Consider the following 21,072-nt stretch of genomic DNA (forward strand, 5'->3'; position numbering starts at 1 on the left):
TAACCCTCACCCTACCTCTGGAGACTCTGTGATGAATGACATCAACATTTATCAACGGATAGAACATAGTGCGCATTTCAGGGAGCTCGTCGAAAAACGGCAACGGTTTGCCTTCATCCTTTCCATCATCATGCTGATTATCTACGTCGGCTTTATTCTGCTGATCGCCTTTGCACCACACTGGCTGGGCACGCCGCTGCATGCAGGCACCAGCGTCACGCGCGGGATACCCATCGGTATCGGCGTGATCGTGATTTCATTTGTGCTGACCGGGGTCTACGTCTGGCGCGCGAACGGTGAATTTGATCGTCTCAATAAAGCGGTACTGCGTGAGGTAAAAGCATCATGAAGCGAGTTCTGACGGCGCTAGCCGCCGCACTGCCTTTTGCAGCACATGCCGATGCCCTGACCGGCGAGGTCCAGCGCCAGCCAACCAACTGGCAGGCGATCATCATGTTCCTGATTTTCGTCTTGCTGACCCTGTACATCACCTACTGGGCGTCAAAACGCGTGCGTTCGCGTAACGATTACTACACGGCGGGCGGCAATATTACTGGCTTCCAGAACGGGCTGGCGATTGCGGGTGATTTTATGTCTGCCGCCTCGTTCCTCGGAATTTCCGCGCTGGTCTACACCTCCGGCTACGACGGTCTGATTTATTCCCTCGGCTTCCTCGTCGGCTGGCCGATCATTCTGTTCCTGATTGCCGAACGCCTGCGTAACCTCGGGCGCTACACCTTTGCTGATGTGGCGTCGTACCGCCTCAAGCAAGGCCCAATCCGCACTCTCTCAGCCTGCGGTTCGCTGGTGGTGGTTGCGCTTTACCTGATCGCCCAGATGGTCGGCGCGGGTAAACTGATCGAGCTGCTGTTCGGCCTGAACTACCACGTCGCCGTGGTGCTGGTCGGGGTGCTGATGGTGATGTACGTCCTGTTCGGCGGCATGCTCGCCACCACCTGGGTACAGATCATCAAAGCCGTGCTGCTGCTGTTCGGTGCGAGTTTCATGGCCTTTATGGTGATGAAACACGTCGGCTTTAGCTTCAATAACTTGTTCACCGAAGCGATGGCGGTTCACCCGAAAGGCGAAGCGATCATGAGCCCTGGCGGGCTGGTGAAAGACCCGATATCCGCCCTGTCCCTCGGTCTCGGTCTGATGTTTGGTACCGCCGGCTTGCCGCACATTCTGATGCGTTTCTTCACGGTATCAGATGCCCGCGAAGCGCGTAAAAGCGTCTTCTACGCCACCGGATTTATGGGCTATTTCTACATTCTGACCTTTATCATCGGCTTCGGCGCGATCATGCTGGTCGGCGCGAACCCGGCGTTTAAAGATGCGGCGGGGCAGCTGATTGGCGGCAATAACATGGCGGCGGTGCATCTGGCTGATGCCGTGGGCGGCAATCTGTTCCTCGGCTTTATCTCCGCCGTGGCCTTCGCCACGATTCTGGCGGTGGTTGCTGGTCTGACTCTGGCGGGCGCGTCGGCGGTTTCTCATGACCTGTACGCCAACGTCTGGCGTAAAGGGGCAACCGAACGCCAGGAGCTGAAAGTCTCCAAAATCACGGTGCTGATTCTGGGCGTGGTGGCAATCCTGCTGGGGATTTTGTTCGAGAAACAGAACATCGCCTTCATGGTCGGCCTGGCGTTCTCGATTGCGGCAAGCTGTAACTTCCCAATCATTCTGCTCTCCATGTACTGGTCAAAACTGACCACTCGTGGCGCGATGATTGGCGGCTGGCTGGGCCTGCTGACGGCGGTGATTCTGATGATCCTCGGCCCAACGATTTGGGTGACGATCCTCGGTCACGAAAAAGCGATCTTCCCGTACGAATACCCGGCGCTGTTCTCGATTGCCGTGGCGTTCATTGGGATTTGGTTCTTCTCGGCCACCGATAACTCGCCGGAAGGTAACCTGGAACGCGACAAATTCCGCGCCCAGTTTATCCGTTCACAAACCGGTCTTGGGATCGATCAGGGCCGCGCGCATTAATCGTTAATCTTCCCCGGCCGCTCTGGCCGGGGATTCTTTTCAGAACATCACCCACGCCACCAGCGGCGCAACCAGCACCATCGTCACGCCGGAGAGCATCATCACAAGGCTGGCGACCACACCTTCCTGCTGACCGATTTCATACGACCGTGCGGTTCCCGCGCCGTGCGACGCCGCGCCAAATCCGGCCCCTTTCGCCATCCCTTCACGAATCGACAGACGTAAAAACAGCATATCGCCCACCGCCATGCCAAACACGCCGGTTACGACGACAAACAGCGCCACCAGATCCGGCTGGCCGCCGAGGGGTTTTGCCGCCGCCAGCGCGAACGGCGTGGTGACAGAACGCACCGCCAGACTGCGCTGGATCTCATCGGACAGCGTGAACAACCGCGCCAGCCACACGGAGCTGGTCACCGCCACCACCGTGGCCGTCACCACGCCTGCGGTGAGCGACATCCAGTGACGTTTGATGATCGCGAGATTATCGTAAACCGGAACAGCAAAAGCGATGGTCGCCGGGCCGAGCAGCCACAGCAGCCAGTGAGATTCACCAATATAGTTTTGCCAGGAGATGTGGCCGAAAACCAGCATCAGCACCAGTAAAATCGGGGTGAAGACCAGCGGCATCAGCGGCAAAGCGTGAAAGCGGCGGTACAACCGTTTATTGGCGAAATAGATAATCAGCGTGACCAACAGGCACAGGACGCTTATCTGAAAGTTAGTCATGCTTCTGCCTGCTGATTTCAAAGCGATAGACTTTATCCACCACCCACGCCGTCGCGCCCAGCACCATCAGTGTGCTCAGGGCGATCACCGCAAAAATCCGCCAGCCGTCGACCATCAGCAGCTGCGCGTAGTTCACCACCGCCACCACCGCCGGAACGAAGAACAGCAGCATCTCCGCCAGTAACCAGCGAGCCCCTGCGCGGACCCAGTTCAGGGGAATGACGCGGCACAGAATCAGCACAAGCATCAGCACCATTCCGACCAGATTAGCGGGGAGCGGCAGATGCAGCCAGGTAACGAGGTATTGGGCGAAAACAAAAAGGGCAGCGTAAAGCAGGACCTGAACCGGTACCTGGAGCCGTTGCACAACAGCAGGCGTAACACGACTTAACGCCACGGCCATGGGGAAATTCCTCAGAAATGAGATGAAGCGCCAGTATAGTGACCACACGGAGTGGACTGAAATGAATTAAAATCATCACAGGTATAGTTTCGAGGAATAATCATGGACATAAGAACGCTGCGCTATTTTGTCGAAGTGGTTCGCCAGCAGAGTTTTACCCGCGCAGCGGAAAAGTTGTTTGTTACCCAGCCCACCATCAGCAAGATGCTGAAAAATCTCGAAGATGAACTGAACTGTACCCTGCTGATCCGCGATGGCCGCAAGCTGTTGCTGACCGATACCGGGCGCGTGGTGTTTGAGCGCGGGCTGGCGATTCTGGCAGAATTTCGCCAGCTGGAGGCCGAGCTTGGCGATATTAACCATCTGAATAAAGGTCTGCTGCGCTTAGGTATTCCGCCGATGGTCGGGATGATGATGGCCGGGCCGATCAGCCTTTTTCGCCAGCGCTATCCCGGCGTCGAGCTGAAAATTTCCGAATTTGGCGGCCTGACCGTGCAACAGGCTGTGATGAACGGCGAGCTGGATCTGGCGATGACCGCCCTGCCCGTCGAAGAGGACAGCGGCCTGTCGACGCTGCCGCTGTTCAGCCATCCCCTGTGTGTACTGGTGCCTCGCTCCGGCGACTGGCTGCACATCGACACGGTTAAACCTGAACGGCTGGCGGAACATCCGCTGCTGATTTACAACGAGGATTTCGCCCTCAGCCGCCAACTGATGCAGTTGTTTCACCAGCACGGCGTCAAACCGCGTATTGCGGTGCGCAGCGGTCAGTGGGATTTTCTGGCGGCGATGGTGCAGGCGGGCGTCGGAATCGCGATTTTGCCGCAGCCAATCTGCGAGCGGCTGGATAAAAATACCCTGCGCTGGATACCGCTGGAGAGCGATTTGCACTGGCAGTTAGGGATGATTTGGCGCGAAGGAGTCTATTTGTCGCACAGTGCCCAGGCGTGGTTGACATGTTGTGAGGGGTTTTGGGTGAAGGGGGAGTAGTCGTCTGTTTCCCCTCACCCTAACCCTCTCCCAAAGGGAGAGGGGGCAGTTCGGTTTTTCTCCCTCTCCCTGTGGGAGAGGGCCGGGGTGAGGGCATCAGACCGCACCTACTGCTCTATCAGCAACGCTTCCAGCAAATCCAAATCGTGCAGTAGTTTTTGCAGCGTCTCGTTACTGATCTGGCGCGTGGCGCGCAAGTGGTAAAGCTCGGCGCGCTCTGAACGCAGCGCTGCCAGACGGAAGCGGCGCTCCAGATCCTCTTCCTGCATTGAGCTTTCTACGTCGTTACGCCCATCGGCGCGGCGACGCAGATTACCAATCACCCGCGAGCTGACCTCTTTCAGCAGCTGATTATCGATATTCTCTTCGGCATCCGACGCCAGGCGTTCTTCCATCTTCTCGATGGCGACAATCGCCACTTCAGCCGTCGCGGCGCGCGCGATACGCTCCTCTTTATGCTGCTGAGAATGGTCGGCCACTTCCAGATGTTGTAGCAGAATCGGCAGCATTACCACGCCGATAAACAGCGAGAACAGGATCACGCCAGCGGCCAGGAACACCAGCTCGTAACGTGCCGGGAAGACGTTGCCATCCGGAAGTAGCAGCGGAATCGAGAGCACACCGGCGAGGGTAATTGCCCCGCGCACACCCGCAAACGAGGCAATCAGCAACTCGCGCGTGGACCAGGAGCCAAACTCCATCGGTTTCTTGTGCAGAAAACGCACGCTGAATTTTTTCATCGTCCACAGCCAGCCGAAACGCACCAGCATCAGCGCCAGATAAATCAGCACGATATCGGTAAACAGCATCCAGGTTTCGACGTTCGGATCGGCTTCTGCCGCCACCAGTGAGGATTCGAGAATACCGGGCAGTTGCAGGCCCAACAGCAGGAACACCATGCCGTTAAAGACAAACTCCAGCATCGCCCAGGTGCTGTTGGCGCGCAGACGCATCGCCAGCGGCGCACGGCGCATTACGCCCGCGCGGGTGATGGTCATCCCCGCCGCAACGGCCGCCAGAATGCCCGACACGCCGATATGTTCGGCAATCAGGTAAGAGGCAAACGGCAGCAGGAACAGCAGGACGATCTGTGTGGCGGGCTCGTCACCGCCCCAGCGGCTGAGGAACCCGAGCGAGCGGCCATACAGCCAGCTCACCACAAACCCGGCGAGGATGCCGCCGATCGCCACTTTGAAAAATTCAACGGTCGCGCCGCCGATGGTGAAAATCATCGTTCCCATCGCCACGGCGACGGCAAATTTCAGGGCTACCAGACCGGAGGCGTCGTTCATCAGCGCCTCGCCCTGCAGGATGCCCATGATTTTCTTCGGTATACGGCCTTCACCGACAATCCCGGAAAGAGCCACCGCATCCGTAGGCGACAGCACGGCGGCCAGCGCGAACGCAGGGATCAGCGGGATGCCCGGGACTATCCAGTAAATCAGGAAACCAATCCCAACCACGGTGACGACAACCAGCGCCAGCGCGAGGCCAAATATCTCTCGCCCGTGCTCAAGAAACTCGCGCGTCGGCGTTTTCCAGCCGTCGGCAAACAGCAGCGGCGGAATGAACAGCACGAGGAACAGCTCGGGATCGAACTCCACGTGCAGGCCAAACGTCGGCCACGCGAGCAGCGCGCCTATGGCGATTTGCATTAGCGGGAGAGGTAACTGGAAGGGCAGTACGCGGGTGACTACCCCGGAAAGTGAGACCACAAGGGTCATGATGAGTATTGTGAAGAAGATTTCCATGCGTTCCCTGTTTGCGTGTTTCTTATTGTCTAAAACATGAAGCGTCGTGCCTCTATTCTACATTTCCCAGAGTAACGCAAAAGACAACGATGTGCGGTCCGAAAATAAAAACGGGCGGCCTAAGCCACCCGTTTTCGCAGGAAAAGACAACTTAGATTGCCCAGCCGCCCGCATAGAACGCCACCAGCGCGACCGCAATCACTACGGTGCCGATGTTCAGCTTGCGCCACTCGCCGGAGACCAGACGACCAATCACCAGCGAGGCAAAACCGATCATGATGCCGGTCACGATGTTACAGGTCAGGACGATAAACACGGCGGTAATCAGGCCGGACATCGCATCGACGAAATCAGCAAAATCGATTTTCGCGACGTTGCTCAGCATCAGCAGGCCGACGTACATCAGCGCAGGTGCGGTCGCGTAAGCCGGAACCAGATAAGAGAGCGGAGAGAGGAACAGGATCAGCAGGAACAGCACGCCGACGGTGATCGCCGTCAGACCGGTTTTACCGCCTGCCGCCGTACCCGCAGCGGACTCGATGTACACCGCCGCCGGAGCCGCCCCGACCAGGCCGGAGAACACGCTGCTCAGGGAGTCGGTGGTCAGCGCTTTGCCGCCATCAATAATCTGCCCGTCTTTGTCCAACAGGTTCGCCTGGCCTGCAACCGCGCGGATGGTGCCGGTGGCATCAAACACGGCGGTCATTACCAGCGCCAGAACGCTTGGCAGAACGATAGGGTTCAGCGCGCCAACGATGTCCAGGCTGCCAATCAGAGAGTTACCCTGATCGTCACTCAGGGACGGCATGGCGAAGATGCCAGAGAAGTGCACGGTCGGATCGAAAATCAGACCCACAATGGACACACCGATAATGGTCAGCAGGATGCCGCCCGGCACTTTCAGTTTTTCCAGGCCGATAATCACTGCCAGGCCAATCAGGGACATGATCACCGGGAAGCTGGCGAAGTGGCCCATCGTAACCGGCAGGCCGTCCAGTGGATTCTTGATAACCAGACCGACGCCGTTCGCCGCAATCAGCAGCAGGAACAGGCCGATACCAATACCCGTGCCGTGCGCCACGCCCTGCGGCAGGTTGCGCAAGATCCAGCTACGAATCCCGGTAGCAGAAATAATGGTGAACAGCACACCCATCAGGAACACCGCACCCAGCGCAACCGGCACGCTGATGTGCTGGCCCAGCACCAGGCTGAACGCCGTAAAGGCAGTCAGAGAGATTGCGCAGCCAATCGCCAGCGGCAGATTAGCCCACAGGCCCATGACGATGGAGCCTACGCCCGCGACCAGACAGGTGGCGACGAATACGGCCGCAGGCGGGAAGCCCGCTTTGCCCAGCATGCCCGGCACCACGATGACGGAGTAAACCATCGCCAGAAACGTCGTCAGACCTGCAAGAACTTCCTGACGCACGGTGCTGCCGCGAGCAGAAATTTTAAACATGGCGTCGAGTGAACCGCCGGTACGCGCTGAAGGCGTAGACATAGCAAACATCCCCTGAGAAATTTTTATCATTCGTCTGTAAGCGTGGTGGACAATTCCACTGCCAGCGAAACGTCAAATCCTTGTGCTGCGTTTGCGACGAATAGGGGCGTCACAAAAAAAGCAAACGTTTAGCTCCGCGCTTACAAAACGGGTGTTGAATTGAAGGCAAACGATTATCTAGCGTAATACAGCCCCTTTTCAACTGAACTTTATCGTTTATCGCTAAAATTCCCTTATGACGCTGAAGAAATAAGCAGAGGATGCGCAAACGTTATCGTGAATGCGCAATTTGATAACAATCTACGACTCACCGGGGATATCGAGTGGGCCGCCCTGCTGAATCGCACGCTGCCAGGCGGGACGCATTTCGACCCGTTTTTTCCACGCCTGGGTATGCGGAAGATTGTCGATCCCGCCGCGCGCCAGCAGCGCGAAAATTGGATAGGTCATCTGGATATCGGCCATGCTGAGCTGTTCACCCGCGAACCAGGTGTTCTCACTCAGATGGGACTCAATATAGCGGGCGTGGGTCTCGAGCTGTGGATTGAGCCAGGCTTTCTGCACGCCGCCGCCCAGTACTTTGCCGAGCGAGCGCATGCCAAACGGGATCGGCGGCTTGCCGAGGCTGGCGAACACCAGTTTCATCAGCAGGAGTGGCATCAGCGAACCCTCTGCGTAGTGCAGCCAGAAGCGGTACTGGATTTTGTTCGCCGCATTTTCGGGCTTGAGCTGCGACAGCGGGTCATAGGTTTCTTGCAAATATTCCAGAATCGCGCCGGACTCCGCGAGGATCAGCCCGTTGTCCTCAATCACCGGTGATTTGCCCAGCGGATGCACTTTCTTCAGCGACGGCGGCGCCATCATGGTTTTTTCTCGCTGATAGCGGACGATTTGGTACGGCACGGACAATTCTTCGAGCGCCCAAATAACGCGCTGGGAACGGGACTGGTTCAGGTGGTGGAGCGTCAGCATGGTGTTCTCCTGTAATTCATACAAACTAACTATAGAAAATTGCACGACATGGCGAAAAACTTTTGCCGAGATTCTGTCCACGGCGACTGGCGAACAGCGGGGTTTTGCATACAATTAAAGTGTCAACACAAACCGGAACCTCCCCAACGTGCTCGACATGAGGGGTGTTGATGTCGGGGGAAACCCTCCCGTGAACCAGCGGGATAGAGAGAAAGACAAAGACCGGGAATAAACTAAAGCGCCTTCGTTTGGCGCTTTAGTTTTTTCTGGGGTCCGCGCGGTTGTTTTGCCGGGTGGCGGCTGCGCCTTACCCGGCCTACGGTTTACGTGCAGTTTGCAGGTTTTGTAGGCCGGATAAGCGCAGCGCATCCGGCAAACATGTAGGTGCAGTTTGCAGGTTTTGTAGGCCGGATAAGCGCAGCGCATCCGGCAAGCAGGCCGCACAAACTCAATCCTCCTCCAGCAGCCGCGCTCCCGTCCCCTGCGCCCCGAGCGTATCGCCCGGATTTCGCAGCGGACAATCGCTGCGCGACAAACACCCGCAGCCGATACATCCGTCCAGTTCATCACGCAGCGCCACTAACGTATGAATGCGTCGATCCAGCTCCTCGCGCCACTGGGAAGAAAGCTCTTTCCACTCTTTGGCACTCAGAGAATGGCCTTCCGGCAATACGCCAAACGCGTCGCCAATGGTCGCCAGCGGAATGCCAATCCTTTGCGCAATTTTGATAATCGCCACGTAGCGCAGCACGTCACGCGTGTAACGACGCTGATTTCCCCCGTTGCGGATACTTTTAATTAAACCTTTGCTTTCATAGAAATGCAGCGCCGAGACGGCTACCCCGCTACGCTTGGCGACCTCCCCCGGCGTCAGCAGCGCCTTAATTCTGGGCAATCTCTTTTCCATAAAACCTCTTTACCTCAAGTTAACTTGAGGAATTATACTCCCCCGCAGAGAAAACGACGAATCAACAGAGAAAGTTGTATCTAAAGAGGGGTAACCTTATGTCGCATCAGCAAATTATTCAGACTTTGATTGAATGGATTGATGAACATATCGACCAACCGTTAAATATTGACGCTGTCGCTAAAAAGTCGGGCTATTCGAAGTGGTATTTGCAGCGGATGTTCCGCACCGTTATGCATCAAACACTGGGAGATTACATCCGTCAACGGCGTTTACTGCTGGCTGCTCAGGCACTACGGTCGACCAAACGGCCGATTTTTGATATCGCGATGGATTTAGGCTATGTCTCGCAGCAGACATTTTCTCGGGTGTTCCGCCGCGAATTTGATCGCACCCCGAGCGATTACCGCCACCAGCTGAATTAAGTGGTGCGGGGGGTAAGCACCCCAACAGGCTGTTGCTGCCAGGTCATAAATTCCTGCGGCGGCATCGCCTTCGCAAAGTGCCAGCCCTGACAATATTGTACGCCGCGCTTCAGTAGCCAGGTGACCTGCTCCGCCGTTTCCACCCCTTCTGCAATGGTTTTTAACCGCAGACTTTGGGCCATCTCAATGATGTGCTCAGCAATCAGGTGGCTGGTGCTGTTGGTCGTCAGGGTATCGATAAAGGATTTATCGATTTTCAGGATATCGACGTTAAGCGAATACAGATTGTGTAAGTTCGAATAACCGGTGCCGAAATCGTCGATGGCCACTTCATAACCCGCCTGGCGAAACGCCTGAATCACTGGCGTTGTTTTTGGCACATCAATAAATCCGCGCTCCGTCACTTCAATTTTTATCTGCTGTGCCCGCACCGAATAGTGCCGCGCTTTATCTGAGATCAGCGCAATCAAGCGCGACGAATGGAAATCAGACGCGGACAGGTTAATCGAGATATAAAGATGCGGATTATTACCGAGGAAATCACCCAGATCGTTAAACACCTCTTCGACAACGTAGTCGGTGATGCGCTCAATCATTCCCTCTTTCTCTGCCAGTGGAATAAATTCAGCGGGGCTCATCACCTGACCGTTAAATCCGGGCCAGCGCAGCAGCGCTTCGGCACCCACACAGCAGTTATTTTTAATATCAATGATCGGCTGATAGTGAACGCACAGCTGGCGTTTATTAAGCGCGCGATGCAATAAGCGTCCTGGCGAATTAAATTCACGATGCGTGCGCGACCAGACCAATAGAATAATAATGCTGCAAATCATCCCCAGCGGCAGCGTTAGCGTGGCCTGGTGATAGAGAATTTCATAAAAACGGACATTCGATGTGGAAACGATTGCGGCAATAGGACGTTTCGTTGAATTAACGGTTGTATAAAAACGATCGTCTTTTTGTAATGGCTTATCGGCTTTACCAACGAGCGAATGTAATAAAGGAATATCAGCCTGCGGGCTGACGGAAAAGAAAGCGTTAGTCACTGTGTCAAATACACCCCATTCCAGCGAATGGTCTGTCGACATGACTTCGCTGTAGGAAAGCGGATTCACCACCACAACATAATTTCCACGCTGCATATACGTCATTTTATAGCCCGCAAAGAATGGCGTATCGCGGAAATAATAAATAGAGACGTCAGGTTTACGTGTGTAATTTGCGGTAGGTATCAGATAAGGCTTATCGGGTGCCATCACCGTCGAGCAGAGAAACTGCTGGCCTTCGGCATAAATTAAATCGGACACATACAAACGGCCACGCACCACGTTCAACATATATTGCCGATGGGCGGGAGTACAGACATCACCTTGATATTTCTGCGCGGCGTCGCGCGCTAAATCAACTTGTTCAATAACCAGTTCAGTTTTATCTAAAGCAAGTTGCGCAAAAGAACGTAGCTGACTACTTGTTTCGGTGACGGCTCTGAGTTGGGCAAACCATAGCGCAAGCATCACCGGTAGCAAAACTACCATGATGATCCCGACGACCCTCAGCACCTTGCGCCGTGCGCTACGATTCATTTCCGCCCTATATCCCTGCTTTATGTGTGCCTGTAGTAATGAAGGCCGGATGCTTTGATAAACAGGTGATTACGTTGCATGAATCATGCGAAGTTAGCAACTGACTTTTATCATCAGAAACCTAATATTTGTTTATGACGATATTATTTGTCCGTAAGCCAAACTTAAAGGATGTGCTCGATTTTTATTAAGGATAATAAATATCAAAACTTAATGATGAGATTTAAGATAACACAAGGAGGGATCATTGATTTATAAATAATCAATTGAGATCACCGTTTTCCCTCTTCCGCTTCGTTTGGCATCATATAACGCTTTGTCGGCACGGGTGAGCAGGGAAGAGGTATCGCGAGGCCCGCAGCCTACTTCAACCACACCCGCACTGAAAGAAAGAATCAGCGATTTATCCCCAACCAGCATCGGTCGTTCCAAAAGCATAGCGCGTAACGTCGATGAAAGCGCCATCGCCGCCTCGCAGTCTGCCTCAGATAATAGAAGTAAAAACTCCTCACCGCCAACCCGGCCCAGGGCCGCGTGCGTCGGACTCACTTCGCGTAACCGATCGCAGAAATGCACCAGCGCGGTATCGCCGACCTGATGGCCCCACTCATCGTTAATCTGCTTGAAATAATCCAGATCGAACATCAACACGCAGAAATGCGTTTGATTACGCTCCATCGCCGCCTGGAGCTGCTGCAAAATGGCCGAACGATTAAAGCATCCGGTCAGATCGTCAGTTGTGGCTTTCAGCGCCAGTTGCTCCTCGGCCTTTTTGCGCTCGGTAATATCCAGGCCAATATTCAAAATAGACCCATCAGGCAGCAGAATATTCGACCAAAGGATCGTGAGCGGTGCGCCGTCTTTTCTGATGGGGTGCCATTCGTACATGTCTTTCAGCGGCGAAACATGCACTGAATCACGCACTCGCCGCCGCACTTCCGGGTCGGGATAAAACAGCGCCAGCGGATCGGGGTGCAGATTAATTTCCGCCATGCTCCAGCCAAACACCTTTTCACACTCCACATTCCATAGCACGCAGCGATTACGCCGATCGAAAGAGTTCATTAATACCGGAGCACGTTCGAACAGGGTTTTATATTGCGTCACAACAAGCTGCATTTCCCTGGACGTTCGTTCGCGTGAAATCATTTCGGCAAAATAATCTTTTAATTTTTCGACCAGCACCACGACCACATTTTTCAACGTCGGTAACGCACATAATCGTTGCGAAAAACCCAGGAAGAAATAGCCGTTGCAGCTCCCATCACGAGAAGACAGTTTGCAAAGCACACCGCTTTGTAATTGCAAATAGCCGGGATGCTGGGCAGTAAAGAGCAATTTCCCGACATTCTCTTTCCAGTAAATAGCCCGCCATGAGCGGTGATGGCGCTGCAAAAGCGTGCTGGCCAGAAAATCGGTCACTTCAAAAGAGTGGCAGATGACATCCCCCGCGCAAACCACGCGCGGCGGGCTGATATCGTCATCCACGCTCACCCACGCCAGCGACGAACCCAGCGAGCGATTGATGATTTCCAGCATATCAGCGAGCGAACACTGGGCCGTTAACTGCGGCATCAGTTTTGCTAAAGCATGCAACGCCTGCATGCTGTCGTTAACAATATCGCGGCATGTCTCTTTCATCGGTTTTATTCGCAGGTCATTGATTCATAGAAATCAGGCGCAACGAATAACTCAGGATTCGAATAATCTCATTGAGACAATTTATTCCAGGTATCGCATAACTATGTACAAAATTGCATGTGTGTGTGAATAATAAGTGACACCAGAGAATAAAAAGTAATGAATTCAGTAGCCTGAATTATTAATTGTGTATATTTATTTATCCGTTCAAGCATAAGCCATAGGTTTAATACTGTAAATATTGTACAGACGCCGCAACAGTGTAGAGACTTTTCTATCTCAATGAATTTCTTATAAAGACCGCCTCGAAACCATTATTAGCCTGCAAAGATATATTCTGCATACCCATTATTTTCCTTCGAATGGTTAAAAAGCGCACATTTTTAGGGCAACAAGTCTGGCGAATAAAACAGCGAATGTGATATAGTTCACATAAATTTTGTAACGCGAAACACTGTTTCATTGTTGTTTGTCTGCTATTCGAGGATGGGTTTTATGGCGACCATTACCACCAGCATGGTTTTATTGCGCTGGCCGTTGTTGAGTGCGGTTTTGATGTTTCTAGCCAGCACGCTGAACGTTCAATTTCGTAAGTCTGACCTCGCGGGTTTGGCGGTAATCAGTACCCTCCTGGGGCTGGGCGCTGCGTGCTGGTTCGCGACGGGGCTGCTGGGCATTACGATGGTGGACGTAGCAACAATCTGGAGCAACATGAAAGTGGTGATGGTCGAAGCGATGAGCCACACTCCGCCAGACTGGCCGATGGTGATTACCTGATATTGCGCGGTCTGGTACCCTCACCCCGGACCGTACACCCACAGGGAGAGGGAGAAAGAAGTTCCTCATCCGGCGTCAGGGAGAATACCAGACTGTCCCCTCTTCCTGTGGGAGAGGGTTAGGGTGAGGGCACCCGGCGTCAGGGAGAATACCAGACTGTTCCCTCTCCCTGTGGGAGAGGGTTAGGGTGAGGGCATCCGGCGTCAGGGAGAATACCAGACTGTTCCCTCTCCCTGTGGGAGAGGGTTAGGGTGAGGGCATCCGGCGACTCAAAATATCCCCTTTTGCCTCACCTTCTTCATCTTCTCCGTCGGGGCATCCACCTGACTCAAATCCCGCTCTTCCGCACCATTCGCCGTGCGTTCTGGTTCCGGTGCACCGGCCATTTTCCCGGCCATTCGCAGCTGCTGTAAAGCCAGCTTTTGCTGTTCCATCAGCGGTTTTAGCGCGGCAATTTCCGCATGGATTTTCTGCAACTGCGCCAAATGTTCCGCAGAGGAATCGCTCTCCTCGGGCGCAGCGACCTGCGGCGAAAGTTCGCCGAGCAATTCCGCCAGCGTCAATTCTTCGCGCCCTAAAGATTCCGCCACGTGACGGCACAGCGTCGGGTCCATCAGGTGCAGCTGCAAACCGGCCAGGTAGACGTTACGGTGGAAGGTGCGGATCTCCATATTCGTATCGTCAATGCTGGCGGCGTTGTCCACGGACTGATGCCATTTTTGCAGCTCTTGCATCGCGCGCAGATCCGCGCGCGACTGGTGGGGCGTCAGGTGCAGGGACAGATTGACGCGGCGAATCTGTCCCTTACGCATCGTCACCCACCTCAGCCATTAACGGCTCGTCGATCGCCTGCGCACCGGCGTCAGAGTGATACAGGCAGATTTCACGCGACAGCGCCCTCTGCGGATTTTCAATGCTCACCACACGCTCGCCCAGCGTTGCGTAGACCTCGCGAATCGCGCCTTCAATCAGATGCGCACCGCCGCCGACCAGATACACACGGTTCGGGTTCTTAGCGAATTTTTTCGCTTCGTAAGCAACCTGATCGCCCAGCTCCTGAATTTTGATTTCAATCTTTTCGAGGATCTCATCGATACGCGATTCATCGTTAATCACGCTTTTCACGAAGTTAAGATCGCTGCGGCGCTTGATCAGTTCGTTAGCGACCAGATAGCTGGAGTCGCTGTCGGCAGCGGCCAGCAGCTTGCGCGTCGCGTCCGTGACCATCGCCACGCCAATTTCGTTGTTGCCGTAAATGGCCGACACGTCGTCGAACTCACCGATTACCACACCCATATCCAGGGTGGTGCCGCCGCAGTCAATCACCAGCGATTTGGTAAATTCATTGACGTTCGAGTTGAGCAGATGCGACAGCGCCGCAGGCAGGCTCTCTGGCATCACCTGCACGTCGACGATACGGAACAGTTCGCCTTTGTTCAGCGAGATGTCGCGCATCAGATTCTGGCGCTTCGCTTCGATGCGCTCTTCATTACGCTGGCAGTCGTCCGGCTTATAGAACTGAGTGATCGGCAGGGTCACAATCACCTCCACGTCACACGGCGTGACGCCGGTCTGAAGCAGCGCGTGATGCACCGCCAACAGGTTTAAATCGTCGTATTGATAGTCGATGTGGGTGGTTGAAAGCGCTTTGTCCGAGGTGGCATCGTAGGTGTATTTGGTGGTGCCGATGGTGTAGTTATGCACCGCCTGGCCACGCAGCAGCGCCGCGCTTTTCCAGTCTTTGCGGAAAGAGTTCGGCGATACCACGGTTTTGAGGGTGCCGTTTTCAATCCAACTGATTTTTACGTTGGTAGAGCCATCGTCGATAGCGAATTTTTTACAGATCTGGGTCATGGAAGTAGTCTCAATCGTTCTGAAAATAAGGAGCGGTGTCAGAGCACAGCCTCGTCAGTTAAGAGGCGGCGGGCACCGAGATAGTGGTCCTGCCAGAAGTTATCGGAAAGCTGGCTGATGCGAATATTCAGGCCGGTGCGCGGGGCTTCGATAAATTTGCCGTCACCGAGATATACGCCAACGTGATCTGCACCGGGGCGCTGATTGATGTTGAAGAACACCAGGTCGCCACGGCGTAATTTGTCCTGCTTTATCTGGCGCAACGTGCGGTCCTGATACATGCCGTTGGCGGTGCGCGGCAGGTTGCGGCTCAGCACCGGGGTGAACGCGTAGAACACCAGGCCGCTGCAATCAAAGCCCTGCTCCGGCGTTTGGCCGCCCCAGACGTAAGGTTTGCCAAGCTGCTGATGCAGCAGTTGAATCACTTTTTTCAGCGAGGCCTGCAGGCGCGGGCTGATTTTCTCGCCAGGCAACGGTTCCCAGATCATATCCGTGGAGAGTTTGCCGGGCTGCCAGCGCTTGTGCATTGCCAGCTGTTCACGGTTTTGCACGCGTTCAAGGCGTTTTGCTTCGCTCTGCTTACGCTTTTGCTCTGGCGTCACCGGCACCACGGCAATGCGGGTACGCGATTTTTTCAGCAGCGCCGCGCGATTGCGCATTCGGGTTTTGGCGGCGCTCTCTTCTTCAGGTACCGCCTCGCGGCGCGGAGCGGCTTCTGCGTGCGCCGTGCCCGCGACAATCAGGGCTGCGGCCAGCACAACGCGGCGTAAAGTCTGGAGTGTTATAGAGGTCAACATCACTAAATCGTCTATTTTTTCTGCGAGAGTTTATCGATAATCGGTTTGATCACTTTCTCGCCGTGCTGACCAAAGAATTGATACAGCGATTCGCTCGCCGAGTGGGTCAGCACCATGATTTCAATGCGGCGGTTCGAGGAGCTGAGTGGATTTTCCGGGTCGATCAGCATCTGGTCGGCCATTCCGCTCACCTGCAAAATTTTGCCCGGTTCTAGACCGGCTTTCGTCAGGACTTTGCGTGCCTGCATCGCTCGCTCACCCGACAGATTCCAGTTGTTATAGAGATCCTGATCGCGGAAACGCGTGGAGTCCGTGTGTCCGGTGATGATAATTTTGTTGTCGATCTTATTGAGTGCCGGAGAAAACTCCGTCAGCAAACGCGTAAAGAACGGCGTCAGGATCGCGCTGCTACGCTGGAACATCTCGCGCTTCTGATCGTCGGTGATCAAGATCCGCAGCCCCTGCGGCACGATCTCCATTTTCAGGTTCGACTGCGCATCGTAGGCCGAAGTGATCTTCATGATGATGCGTGCCAGATCTTCGATCTCTTTCTGAGAACGCTTATTCACGTCCTCCAGGCTTTCGCCTTTTATTCCTGCTGTTGCCGCAGCTTGTTTCTGTTGCTCTGCTTTTTTCGCCTCGCGATCGCGGGTTTCCGTGACCGCGATTTTGCCACCGCTACCGTGGGGCTGAGTGATAGGCGTCAGGGAATGGCCTTCAAACAGGGCTTCGCCGTTGAGCTGAGAGACAATCTCTTTACGCTCTTCTTCCGTCACCGATCCCATGATCCACAGCACCATAAACAGCGCCATCATCGCCAGCGTAAAGTCGGCGAACGCCACCTTCCACGCGCCGCCATGAAACGCATCGTGGCTTTTGCGCGACGAGCGTTTGATGATGGTGGTATGTTCTTTTCCGCGAGTGCCGCGCATCAGGATTCACCCGTCATCTGGTTCACCCAGCCATCGAGCGTGGCGAAAGTCGGTTTGGAATCCAGCGGTAGCATTTTACGTCCGGCATCCACCGCCAGCAGCGTCGGTTTGCCCGCTACGTGATTGACCAGCACGGTACGCACGCATTCGATAACCGCGAGCTGTTTTTTGGTGTTCTGTTCCATGGCGTTCGCCACCGGGTCCATCAGGCAGTAGCAGAAGAAAACGCCGAGGAAGGTCCCCACCAGCGCGGCCGCCACTTTGACGCCAATCACGGCGATGGAGCCGTCAATGGACTGCATGGTGATGATGATCCCCAAAACGGCGGCGCAGATCCCGAAGCCCGGCATCGCCTCGGCGGTACGCTGCAAAGAACGGGACGGCTGAAGAAGGTTCTCTTCCATCGCCACCAGTTCCTGCTCCAGAATCCCTTCCAGCTCATGCTCGTTGATCTTGCCCATTGCCATCAGGCGGAAGTTGTCCGAGATAAAGGTGATCAGCGCTTTGTTTTGCAGGATCAGCGGATATTTCTGGAACAGCGGGCTGCTATCCGGTACTTCAATATGGGCATCCAGAACCTTCAGACCGCCGTCCTGCACCAGTTCCAGCAGTTCGAACAGCAGCATTAAAAGCTGGCGTTGATACTCATCGGTGTACTCGTTTTTGCGCATGATGCCGCGAAACTGGCGATACATTTCCGCCAGTACCGGACGCGGGTTCGCAAGCACCATTGCCCCCAGTCCCGCACCGAGAATGATAATGATCTCACCCGGCTGCCAAAACGAGGCCAGACGTCCACCGGACATAAGAAAACCGCCGACGACGCAGGCGAAAATAATGAAAATACCGAATAACTTTTGCATATACCTTTCACTTCACTTCTGGAAAAAACACTGGATCTTTTGAGCGATCTTTTTATTAAGCTGGCAGACGCGCGCCTCGGTCAGATCGAGAACCAGCGCGATTTCTTTCAGGCTCATTTCCTGCTGGTAATAGAGCGTAAGGATCAGTTGTTCACGCTCATCAAGACTCGCCAGCGCAGCCTTTAGGGTGCCGCTGATGACCATTTCGTCCTCCAGCGAGCGGGTATTGAGACTGCCGTGCAGCGCATCCTCACCTAATAATTCATCGAGACTTTCCAGCGACCTGGCGCAATCCAGCAGTAAATACTCGTGGTACTCTTCGGCAGTGATGGACAGTTGCTGGCTAAGATCGTCAAACGTCGGCGTGCGGCCAAGCTTGCGCGTAACCTCACGGATAGCATCGTTGATCTTATGGCTCTTCTGGCGCAGCCGACGCGGACGCCAGTCCAGCTCGCGCAGCTCATCCAACACCGCGCCACGAACGCGCTGTGCGGCATAGGCCCCAAACTGCTCATCGGGGTGACCATAACGACGCAGCGACGTCAGCAGACCCATCAGGGCGATCTGCTCCATGTCTTCTTTATCCATCACGCTGCTGGTTTGCCAGGAGAGCTGTTTCACCACCCGATGCACTAACGGCAAATACGCGTTAACGTATTTCGCTTCGTCAGCCGGGCTCAGCGCTTCATCAGCAATAAAATCCATCATTTCAGTCGAGTACCGTTAATTACTGGAAAACCATTTTGCTGATGATCACGTCGTTAAACGGCATACGCGTATTGAGGCTTTCAAAGCGCGCCGTGTACGCATTCATCAACGTGTCGCGCAGGGATTCCACGCTCATTTCACGCACTGCGTCGTAGTTCATGGCTGACAGTGCATTGACGGTCGCGCCACGGATCGCCGGGGACATCTCTTCTGCACGCAGGGTGTTGGCCGGTGAATCAGTGGTCAGCGCCAGTTCCAGCAGCAGGTAGCGCTCGGAATCACCTGGGCTTTTTAAGGTCACGACCACGTTCTTGATTTCGACAAACTCCACCACGTTCTCTTTGGAGGAGCTGAACAGGTCAGAAATAATGGAGCGCTTATGTTCGTCCTGGCTGAGCATGTGCGTGCCCATAACGGTCAGTACGGCGGCGAATGTTGCTGCAATCAGGGCAATTACCAGCCCTAAAGAAAAAGTCTTAATAGTCATAGTTAAACCGTCAGTAATACCGAATCATCTTTACCGCCAGTGGACTGTGCGTCCTCTGCGGCAATCTCTGCCCCTGCATCAGGCGTATCCGACTGAGTGGGCAGTTGCTGTCCGCGTCCCTGCTGCTGTCCGGACTGGGTCGACACCTGCACGTTCACCTGAACAAAGTTTTGCTCCGTCAGGCTCTGGCGCAGTTCATTGCTGATCTGCTGTAGCGCACGCACCGTCTCGCTGTTGCTGGCGCTTATCTGCACCTGCATACGGCCATTTTCGATATGCAGTGAGATATCCACTTTGCCCATTTCTGGCGGATCAAGGCGGATCGTGGCGTGCTGCACCTGATTTTTGACCTGGATCTGCAGACGATCGTTAAGCGCGCTGTGCAGCTGTTGCGCCCATTTGGTTTCGTCGGCGTCCAGTTTGATCGGCGGCAGATGGACCGTTTGCTTATCCATTACCGTTGAAAACGTCTGTCCGCTCGCCGTCGGCTGACCTGCGGCGGGCAGCACCTCGGCCAACGTTTTCACCACGTCTGTGGCAAGCGGTTTGCCGAGTTCAGCCACTGGTTCCTGCGCCACCGCTACCGGTGCGGGTGTGGCCGTTGTCGGCTGTAACCCGCCAGACAGCGGCGAAAGCCCCGCCGACAGCGTCTGCATCTTCAGCGCTTCGCCGGTTTGCGGTGCCGCTGGCGCAACATTCAGCGTTTTCACCGGCATAAGGCTTGCCATCAGCAGCGTATCCAGCAGCGCCTGCGGCGGCGTTAACGCGTCCGGCGTCTGGACTTCGCTTCCGGCAGTGTGTGTCGGGGCGTCATCGTCTTCGTCGGTGTCCAGACCCGCCAGCACCATCGTGGTGTCACGGTTCTGCTCACCGCCGATCAGGGTATGGATGATGTTAAGCAGCGCATCGTTGAACCCCGCAGGCATCGGTTCGCCGGACGCCGTTCCCGGCAGCGCCACCACGCTGGTATCTGTCACCGGCAGAGCCGGGGCGATCGCGCTCGGTTCTGTGGTGGCAGGCGCAGGCGAAAGTGACGAAAGCAGCAGATTCATCAGCCCGCCTCTCCTACATCCGCAAACTGCGCGTAGGCGCTGGCACCTTCGCGATTACGGCGCGCGCGGGCCATGTTCTGTTCAAGCTCATCGCGTTGCTGCTGGCAGTATTGGCTCACCTGCTGATGCACCAGCTTCAGCGCCATTAATGCCTCACGTTTTTCTGCCGCCAGCGTCTGGCCTTGCAGCGACATCAACAACCCCGCAATCTGCGCATCGACGTCCTGCATTTTCGGCCAGTCGTGCTGGCTGGCCGCATGCTCCAGGGAACGCGCCAGAAAACGCATAACCTGTAGATCATCCATTCTGCTGCCCCATTTTTTCCCAGCCGTCCTGCAAGTTACTGAGGATCACTTCAACCTCTTCAACATGCTCGACGGAGAGCTTATGGCTGGCGTCATACAGGCGATAAACGCAGTAGTCGTAAAGGTTCGCCAGGCTCAGCGCCAGCTCGCCCCCTTTGTCAAAGTCCAGCGCGCTGGTCAATGCGTTCAGGATGTCGATGCATTTATTAATGCTCTGAACTTTGCGGTCATAGCGACGCGCTGCAATGTGACTCTTCGCGCGGACCAGCTCATCCATCAGGCCGTTAAACAGCATCAAAACCAGTTGATGCGGATTCGCGGCTGCCGCCTGAATGGCTAAATCGGACTGCTGGTAATGGCCGAAGCCCTGCTGTTCATTCCCGTACATAAAAGCTCTGATTTC

23 protein-coding genes are annotated in these 21,072 nt (G+C 55.0%); 5 read left to right on the forward strand and 18 right to left on the reverse strand.

All coding sequences use genetic code 11. The features are described from left to right. Positions 1 to 31 precede the first annotated feature (31 nt). Positions 32 to 349, forward strand: coding sequence for a DUF485 domain-containing protein (locus tag JBO43_RS18680; protein WP_202674817.1), 318 nt, complete (start codon positions 32 to 34; stop codon positions 347 to 349). Next, entirely contained in the window at positions 346 to 1,992 is a 1,647-nt protein-coding gene (gene actP, locus JBO43_RS18685) for a cation/acetate symporter ActP (RefSeq protein ID WP_202674818.1), read from the forward strand. The genes JBO43_RS18680 and actP overlap by 4 nt, the downstream gene beginning before the upstream one ends. Before the next feature lie 39 nt (positions 1,993 to 2,031). Here the strand turns inward: actP and JBO43_RS18690 are convergent, their stop codons facing one another. Both JBO43_RS18690 and JBO43_RS18695 read right to left on the reverse strand, forming a co-directional pair. Further along, on the reverse strand, positions 2,032 to 2,721 hold the full coding sequence (locus JBO43_RS18690) for an LrgB family protein (protein ID WP_202674819.1): 690 nt from the start codon (positions 2,719 to 2,721) through the stop codon (positions 2,032 to 2,034). Beyond that, the gene (locus JBO43_RS18695; RefSeq protein ID WP_202674820.1) at positions 2,714 to 3,124 is read right to left on the reverse strand and encodes a CidA/LrgA family protein; all 411 of its coding nucleotides are present in this window, start codon (positions 3,122 to 3,124) and stop codon (positions 2,714 to 2,716) included. Before JBO43_RS18695 ends, JBO43_RS18690 begins: the two co-directional genes overlap by 8 nt. A gap of 102 nt (positions 3,125 to 3,226) precedes the next feature. Here JBO43_RS18695 and JBO43_RS18700 point away from each other — a divergent pair, with 102 nt between their 5' ends. Beyond that, positions 3,227 to 4,114 (forward strand): LysR family transcriptional regulator, encoded by an 888-nt coding sequence (locus tag JBO43_RS18700; protein WP_095280404.1) that lies wholly within the window; start codon positions 3,227 to 3,229, stop codon positions 4,112 to 4,114. 107 nt (positions 4,115 to 4,221) lie between these two features. On the opposite strand, the gene JBO43_RS18705 is transcribed toward JBO43_RS18700, so the two are convergent. The 4 genes from JBO43_RS18705 to soxR all read right to left on the reverse strand — a co-directional run bounded on the left by JBO43_RS18705 (position 4,222) and on the right by soxR (position 9,245). After that, on the reverse strand, positions 4,222 to 5,865 hold the full coding sequence (locus JBO43_RS18705; protein WP_103947465.1) for a Na+/H+ antiporter: 1,644 nt from the start codon (positions 5,863 to 5,865) through the stop codon (positions 4,222 to 4,224). A 151-nt stretch (positions 5,866 to 6,016) separates the two neighbouring features. Further along, positions 6,017 to 7,366, reverse strand: a complete 1,350-nt coding sequence (gene ghxP, locus JBO43_RS18710) for a guanine/hypoxanthine transporter GhxP (protein ID WP_103947466.1) — start codon at positions 7,364 to 7,366, stop codon at positions 6,017 to 6,019. Positions 7,367 to 7,666: 300 nt separating this feature from the next. Continuing rightward, positions 7,667 to 8,338 (reverse strand): glutathione S-transferase family protein, encoded by a 672-nt coding sequence (locus JBO43_RS18715; protein ID WP_202674821.1) that lies wholly within the window; start codon positions 8,336 to 8,338, stop codon positions 7,667 to 7,669. 448 nt (positions 8,339 to 8,786) lie between these two features. Continuing rightward, positions 8,787 to 9,245, reverse strand: a complete 459-nt coding sequence (gene soxR, locus JBO43_RS18720) for a redox-sensitive transcriptional activator SoxR (protein ID WP_103947468.1) — start codon at positions 9,243 to 9,245, stop codon at positions 8,787 to 8,789. Between the two features lie 98 nt (positions 9,246 to 9,343). Here soxR and soxS point away from each other — a divergent pair, with 98 nt between their 5' ends. Beyond that, on the forward strand, positions 9,344 to 9,670 hold the full coding sequence (gene soxS, locus JBO43_RS18725; RefSeq protein ID WP_103947469.1) for a superoxide response transcriptional regulator SoxS: 327 nt from the start codon (positions 9,344 to 9,346) through the stop codon (positions 9,668 to 9,670). Here soxS and JBO43_RS18730 read toward each other — a convergent pair. Continuing rightward, on the reverse strand, positions 9,667 to 11,253 hold the full coding sequence (locus JBO43_RS18730) for a cyclic di-3',5'-guanosine monophosphate phosphodiesterase PdeC (RefSeq protein ID WP_202674822.1): 1,587 nt from the start codon (positions 11,251 to 11,253) through the stop codon (positions 9,667 to 9,669). The two genes, soxS and JBO43_RS18730, sit on opposite strands and share 4 nt — an antisense overlap. Positions 11,254 to 11,505: 252 nt before the next feature. Then, positions 11,506 to 12,894 (reverse strand): GGDEF domain-containing protein, encoded by a 1,389-nt coding sequence (locus JBO43_RS18735; protein ID WP_103947471.1) that lies wholly within the window; start codon positions 12,892 to 12,894, stop codon positions 11,506 to 11,508. Positions 12,895 to 13,389: 495 nt separating this feature from the next. On the opposite strand from JBO43_RS18735, the gene JBO43_RS18740 reads away from it, so the two are divergent. After that, positions 13,390 to 13,671, forward strand: a complete 282-nt coding sequence (locus tag JBO43_RS18740; RefSeq protein WP_202674823.1) for a YjcB family protein — start codon at positions 13,390 to 13,392, stop codon at positions 13,669 to 13,671. Positions 13,672 to 13,940: 269 nt separating this feature from the next. On the opposite strand, the gene JBO43_RS18745 is transcribed toward JBO43_RS18740, so the two are convergent. Genes JBO43_RS18745 through fliS form a run of 10 tightly spaced genes read right to left on the reverse strand, consistent with a single transcriptional unit; the run spans position 13,941 to position 21,057 of the window. Further along, complete coding sequence (locus JBO43_RS18745; protein WP_095280401.1) at positions 13,941 to 14,483, reverse strand: hypothetical protein; 543 nt, start codon at positions 14,481 to 14,483, stop codon at positions 13,941 to 13,943. Continuing rightward, positions 14,476 to 15,525 (reverse strand): plasmid segregation protein ParM domain-containing protein, encoded by a 1,050-nt coding sequence (gene parM, locus JBO43_RS18750; protein WP_202674824.1) that lies wholly within the window; start codon positions 15,523 to 15,525, stop codon positions 14,476 to 14,478. The genes JBO43_RS18745 and parM overlap by 8 nt, the downstream gene beginning before the upstream one ends. Before the next feature lie 38 nt (positions 15,526 to 15,563). Further along, complete coding sequence (locus JBO43_RS18755; protein WP_202674825.1) at positions 15,564 to 16,322, reverse strand: C40 family peptidase; 759 nt, start codon at positions 16,320 to 16,322, stop codon at positions 15,564 to 15,566. Between the two features lie 11 nt (positions 16,323 to 16,333). Beyond that, positions 16,334 to 17,254, reverse strand: a complete 921-nt coding sequence (gene lafU / locus JBO43_RS18760; protein WP_103947474.1) for a putative lateral flagellar export/assembly protein LafU — start codon at positions 17,252 to 17,254, stop codon at positions 16,334 to 16,336. Continuing rightward, entirely contained in the window at positions 17,254 to 18,117 is an 864-nt protein-coding gene (motA, locus tag JBO43_RS18765; protein WP_095280397.1) for a flagellar motor stator protein MotA, read from the reverse strand. The genes lafU and motA overlap by 1 nt, the downstream gene beginning before the upstream one ends. Before the next feature lie 12 nt (positions 18,118 to 18,129). Continuing rightward, positions 18,130 to 18,825 carry a FliA/WhiG family RNA polymerase sigma factor gene (locus tag JBO43_RS18770; RefSeq protein WP_095280396.1) on the reverse strand — a complete coding sequence of 232 codons (696 nt, stop codon included), beginning with the start codon at positions 18,823 to 18,825 and terminating at the stop codon, positions 18,130 to 18,132. Positions 18,826 to 18,844: 19 nt separating this feature from the next. After that, the gene (locus tag JBO43_RS18775) at positions 18,845 to 19,312 is read right to left on the reverse strand and encodes a flagellar basal body-associated FliL family protein (RefSeq protein WP_095280395.1); all 468 of its coding nucleotides are present in this window, start codon (positions 19,310 to 19,312) and stop codon (positions 18,845 to 18,847) included. Positions 19,313 to 19,314: 2 nt separating this feature from the next. Further along, positions 19,315 to 20,364, reverse strand: coding sequence for a flagellar hook-length control protein FliK (locus tag JBO43_RS18780; protein WP_237730121.1), 1,050 nt, complete (start codon positions 20,362 to 20,364; stop codon positions 19,315 to 19,317). After that, a complete protein-coding gene (fliT, locus tag JBO43_RS18785) occupies positions 20,364 to 20,669 on the reverse strand; it encodes a flagellar protein FliT (protein WP_095280393.1) in 306 nt (101 codons plus the stop codon). The genes JBO43_RS18780 and fliT overlap by 1 nt, the downstream gene beginning before the upstream one ends. Next, positions 20,662 to 21,057, reverse strand: a complete 396-nt coding sequence (gene fliS / locus JBO43_RS18790) for a flagellar export chaperone FliS (protein WP_095280392.1) — start codon at positions 21,055 to 21,057, stop codon at positions 20,662 to 20,664. Before fliS ends, fliT begins: the two co-directional genes overlap by 8 nt. Between the last annotated feature and the right edge of the window lie 15 nt (positions 21,058 to 21,072).

The organism is Lelliottia jeotgali (genome assembly GCF_016771845.1).
GTDB lineage: Bacteria > Pseudomonadota > Gammaproteobacteria > Enterobacterales > Enterobacteriaceae > Enterobacter > Enterobacter jeotgali.

Excerpts from the sequence above, each read along its gene's own strand:
- JBO43_RS18735 (WP_103947471.1), bottom strand. The coding sequence starts at position 12,894 with ATGAAAGAGACATGCCGCGATATTGTTAACGACAGCATGCAGGCGTTG.
- JBO43_RS18695 (WP_202674820.1), bottom strand. The coding sequence starts at position 3,124 with ATGGCCGTGGCGTTAAGTCGTGTTACGCCTGCTGTTGTGCAACGGCTC.
- JBO43_RS18755 (WP_202674825.1), bottom strand. The coding sequence starts at position 16,322 with ATGTTGACCTCTATAACACTCCAGACTTTACGCCGCGTTGTGCTGGCC.
- JBO43_RS18715 (WP_202674821.1), bottom strand. The coding sequence starts at position 8,338 with ATGCTGACGCTCCACCACCTGAACCAGTCCCGTTCCCAGCGCGTTATT.
- JBO43_RS18730 (WP_202674822.1), bottom strand. The coding sequence starts at position 11,253 with ATGAATCGTAGCGCACGGCGCAAGGTGCTGAGGGTCGTCGGGATCATC.
- JBO43_RS18780 (WP_237730121.1), bottom strand. The coding sequence starts at position 20,364 with ATGAATCTGCTGCTTTCGTCACTTTCGCCTGCGCCTGCCACCACAGAA.
- motA (WP_095280397.1), bottom strand. The coding sequence starts at position 18,117 with ATGCAAAAGTTATTCGGTATTTTCATTATTTTCGCCTGCGTCGTCGGC.
- fliT (WP_095280393.1), bottom strand. The coding sequence starts at position 20,669 with ATGGATGATCTACAGGTTATGCGTTTTCTGGCGCGTTCCCTGGAGCAT.
- JBO43_RS18690 (WP_202674819.1), bottom strand. The coding sequence starts at position 2,721 with ATGACTAACTTTCAGATAAGCGTCCTGTGCCTGTTGGTCACGCTGATT.
- JBO43_RS18680 (WP_202674817.1), top strand. The coding sequence starts at position 32 with ATGAATGACATCAACATTTATCAACGGATAGAACATAGTGCGCATTTC.
- ghxP (WP_103947466.1), bottom strand. The coding sequence starts at position 7,366 with ATGTCTACGCCTTCAGCGCGTACCGGCGGTTCACTCGACGCCATGTTT.
- lafU (WP_103947474.1), bottom strand. The coding sequence starts at position 17,254 with ATGCGCGGCACTCGCGGAAAAGAACATACCACCATCATCAAACGCTCG.
- JBO43_RS18745 (WP_095280401.1), bottom strand. The coding sequence starts at position 14,483 with ATGCGTAAGGGACAGATTCGCCGCGTCAATCTGTCCCTGCACCTGACG.
- JBO43_RS18775 (WP_095280395.1), bottom strand. The coding sequence starts at position 19,312 with ATGACTATTAAGACTTTTTCTTTAGGGCTGGTAATTGCCCTGATTGCA.
- JBO43_RS18700 (WP_095280404.1), top strand. The coding sequence starts at position 3,227 with ATGGACATAAGAACGCTGCGCTATTTTGTCGAAGTGGTTCGCCAGCAG.
- soxS (WP_103947469.1), top strand. The coding sequence starts at position 9,344 with ATGTCGCATCAGCAAATTATTCAGACTTTGATTGAATGGATTGATGAA.
- parM (WP_202674824.1), bottom strand. The coding sequence starts at position 15,525 with ATGACCCAGATCTGTAAAAAATTCGCTATCGACGATGGCTCTACCAAC.
- soxR (WP_103947468.1), bottom strand. The coding sequence starts at position 9,245 with ATGGAAAAGAGATTGCCCAGAATTAAGGCGCTGCTGACGCCGGGGGAG.
- actP (WP_202674818.1), top strand. The coding sequence starts at position 346 with ATGAAGCGAGTTCTGACGGCGCTAGCCGCCGCACTGCCTTTTGCAGCA.
- JBO43_RS18740 (WP_202674823.1), top strand. The coding sequence starts at position 13,390 with ATGGCGACCATTACCACCAGCATGGTTTTATTGCGCTGGCCGTTGTTG.
- fliS (WP_095280392.1), bottom strand. The coding sequence starts at position 21,057 with ATGTACGGGAATGAACAGCAGGGCTTCGGCCATTACCAGCAGTCCGAT.
- JBO43_RS18770 (WP_095280396.1), bottom strand. The coding sequence starts at position 18,825 with ATGATGGATTTTATTGCTGATGAAGCGCTGAGCCCGGCTGACGAAGCG.
- JBO43_RS18705 (WP_103947465.1), bottom strand. The coding sequence starts at position 5,865 with ATGGAAATCTTCTTCACAATACTCATCATGACCCTTGTGGTCTCACTT.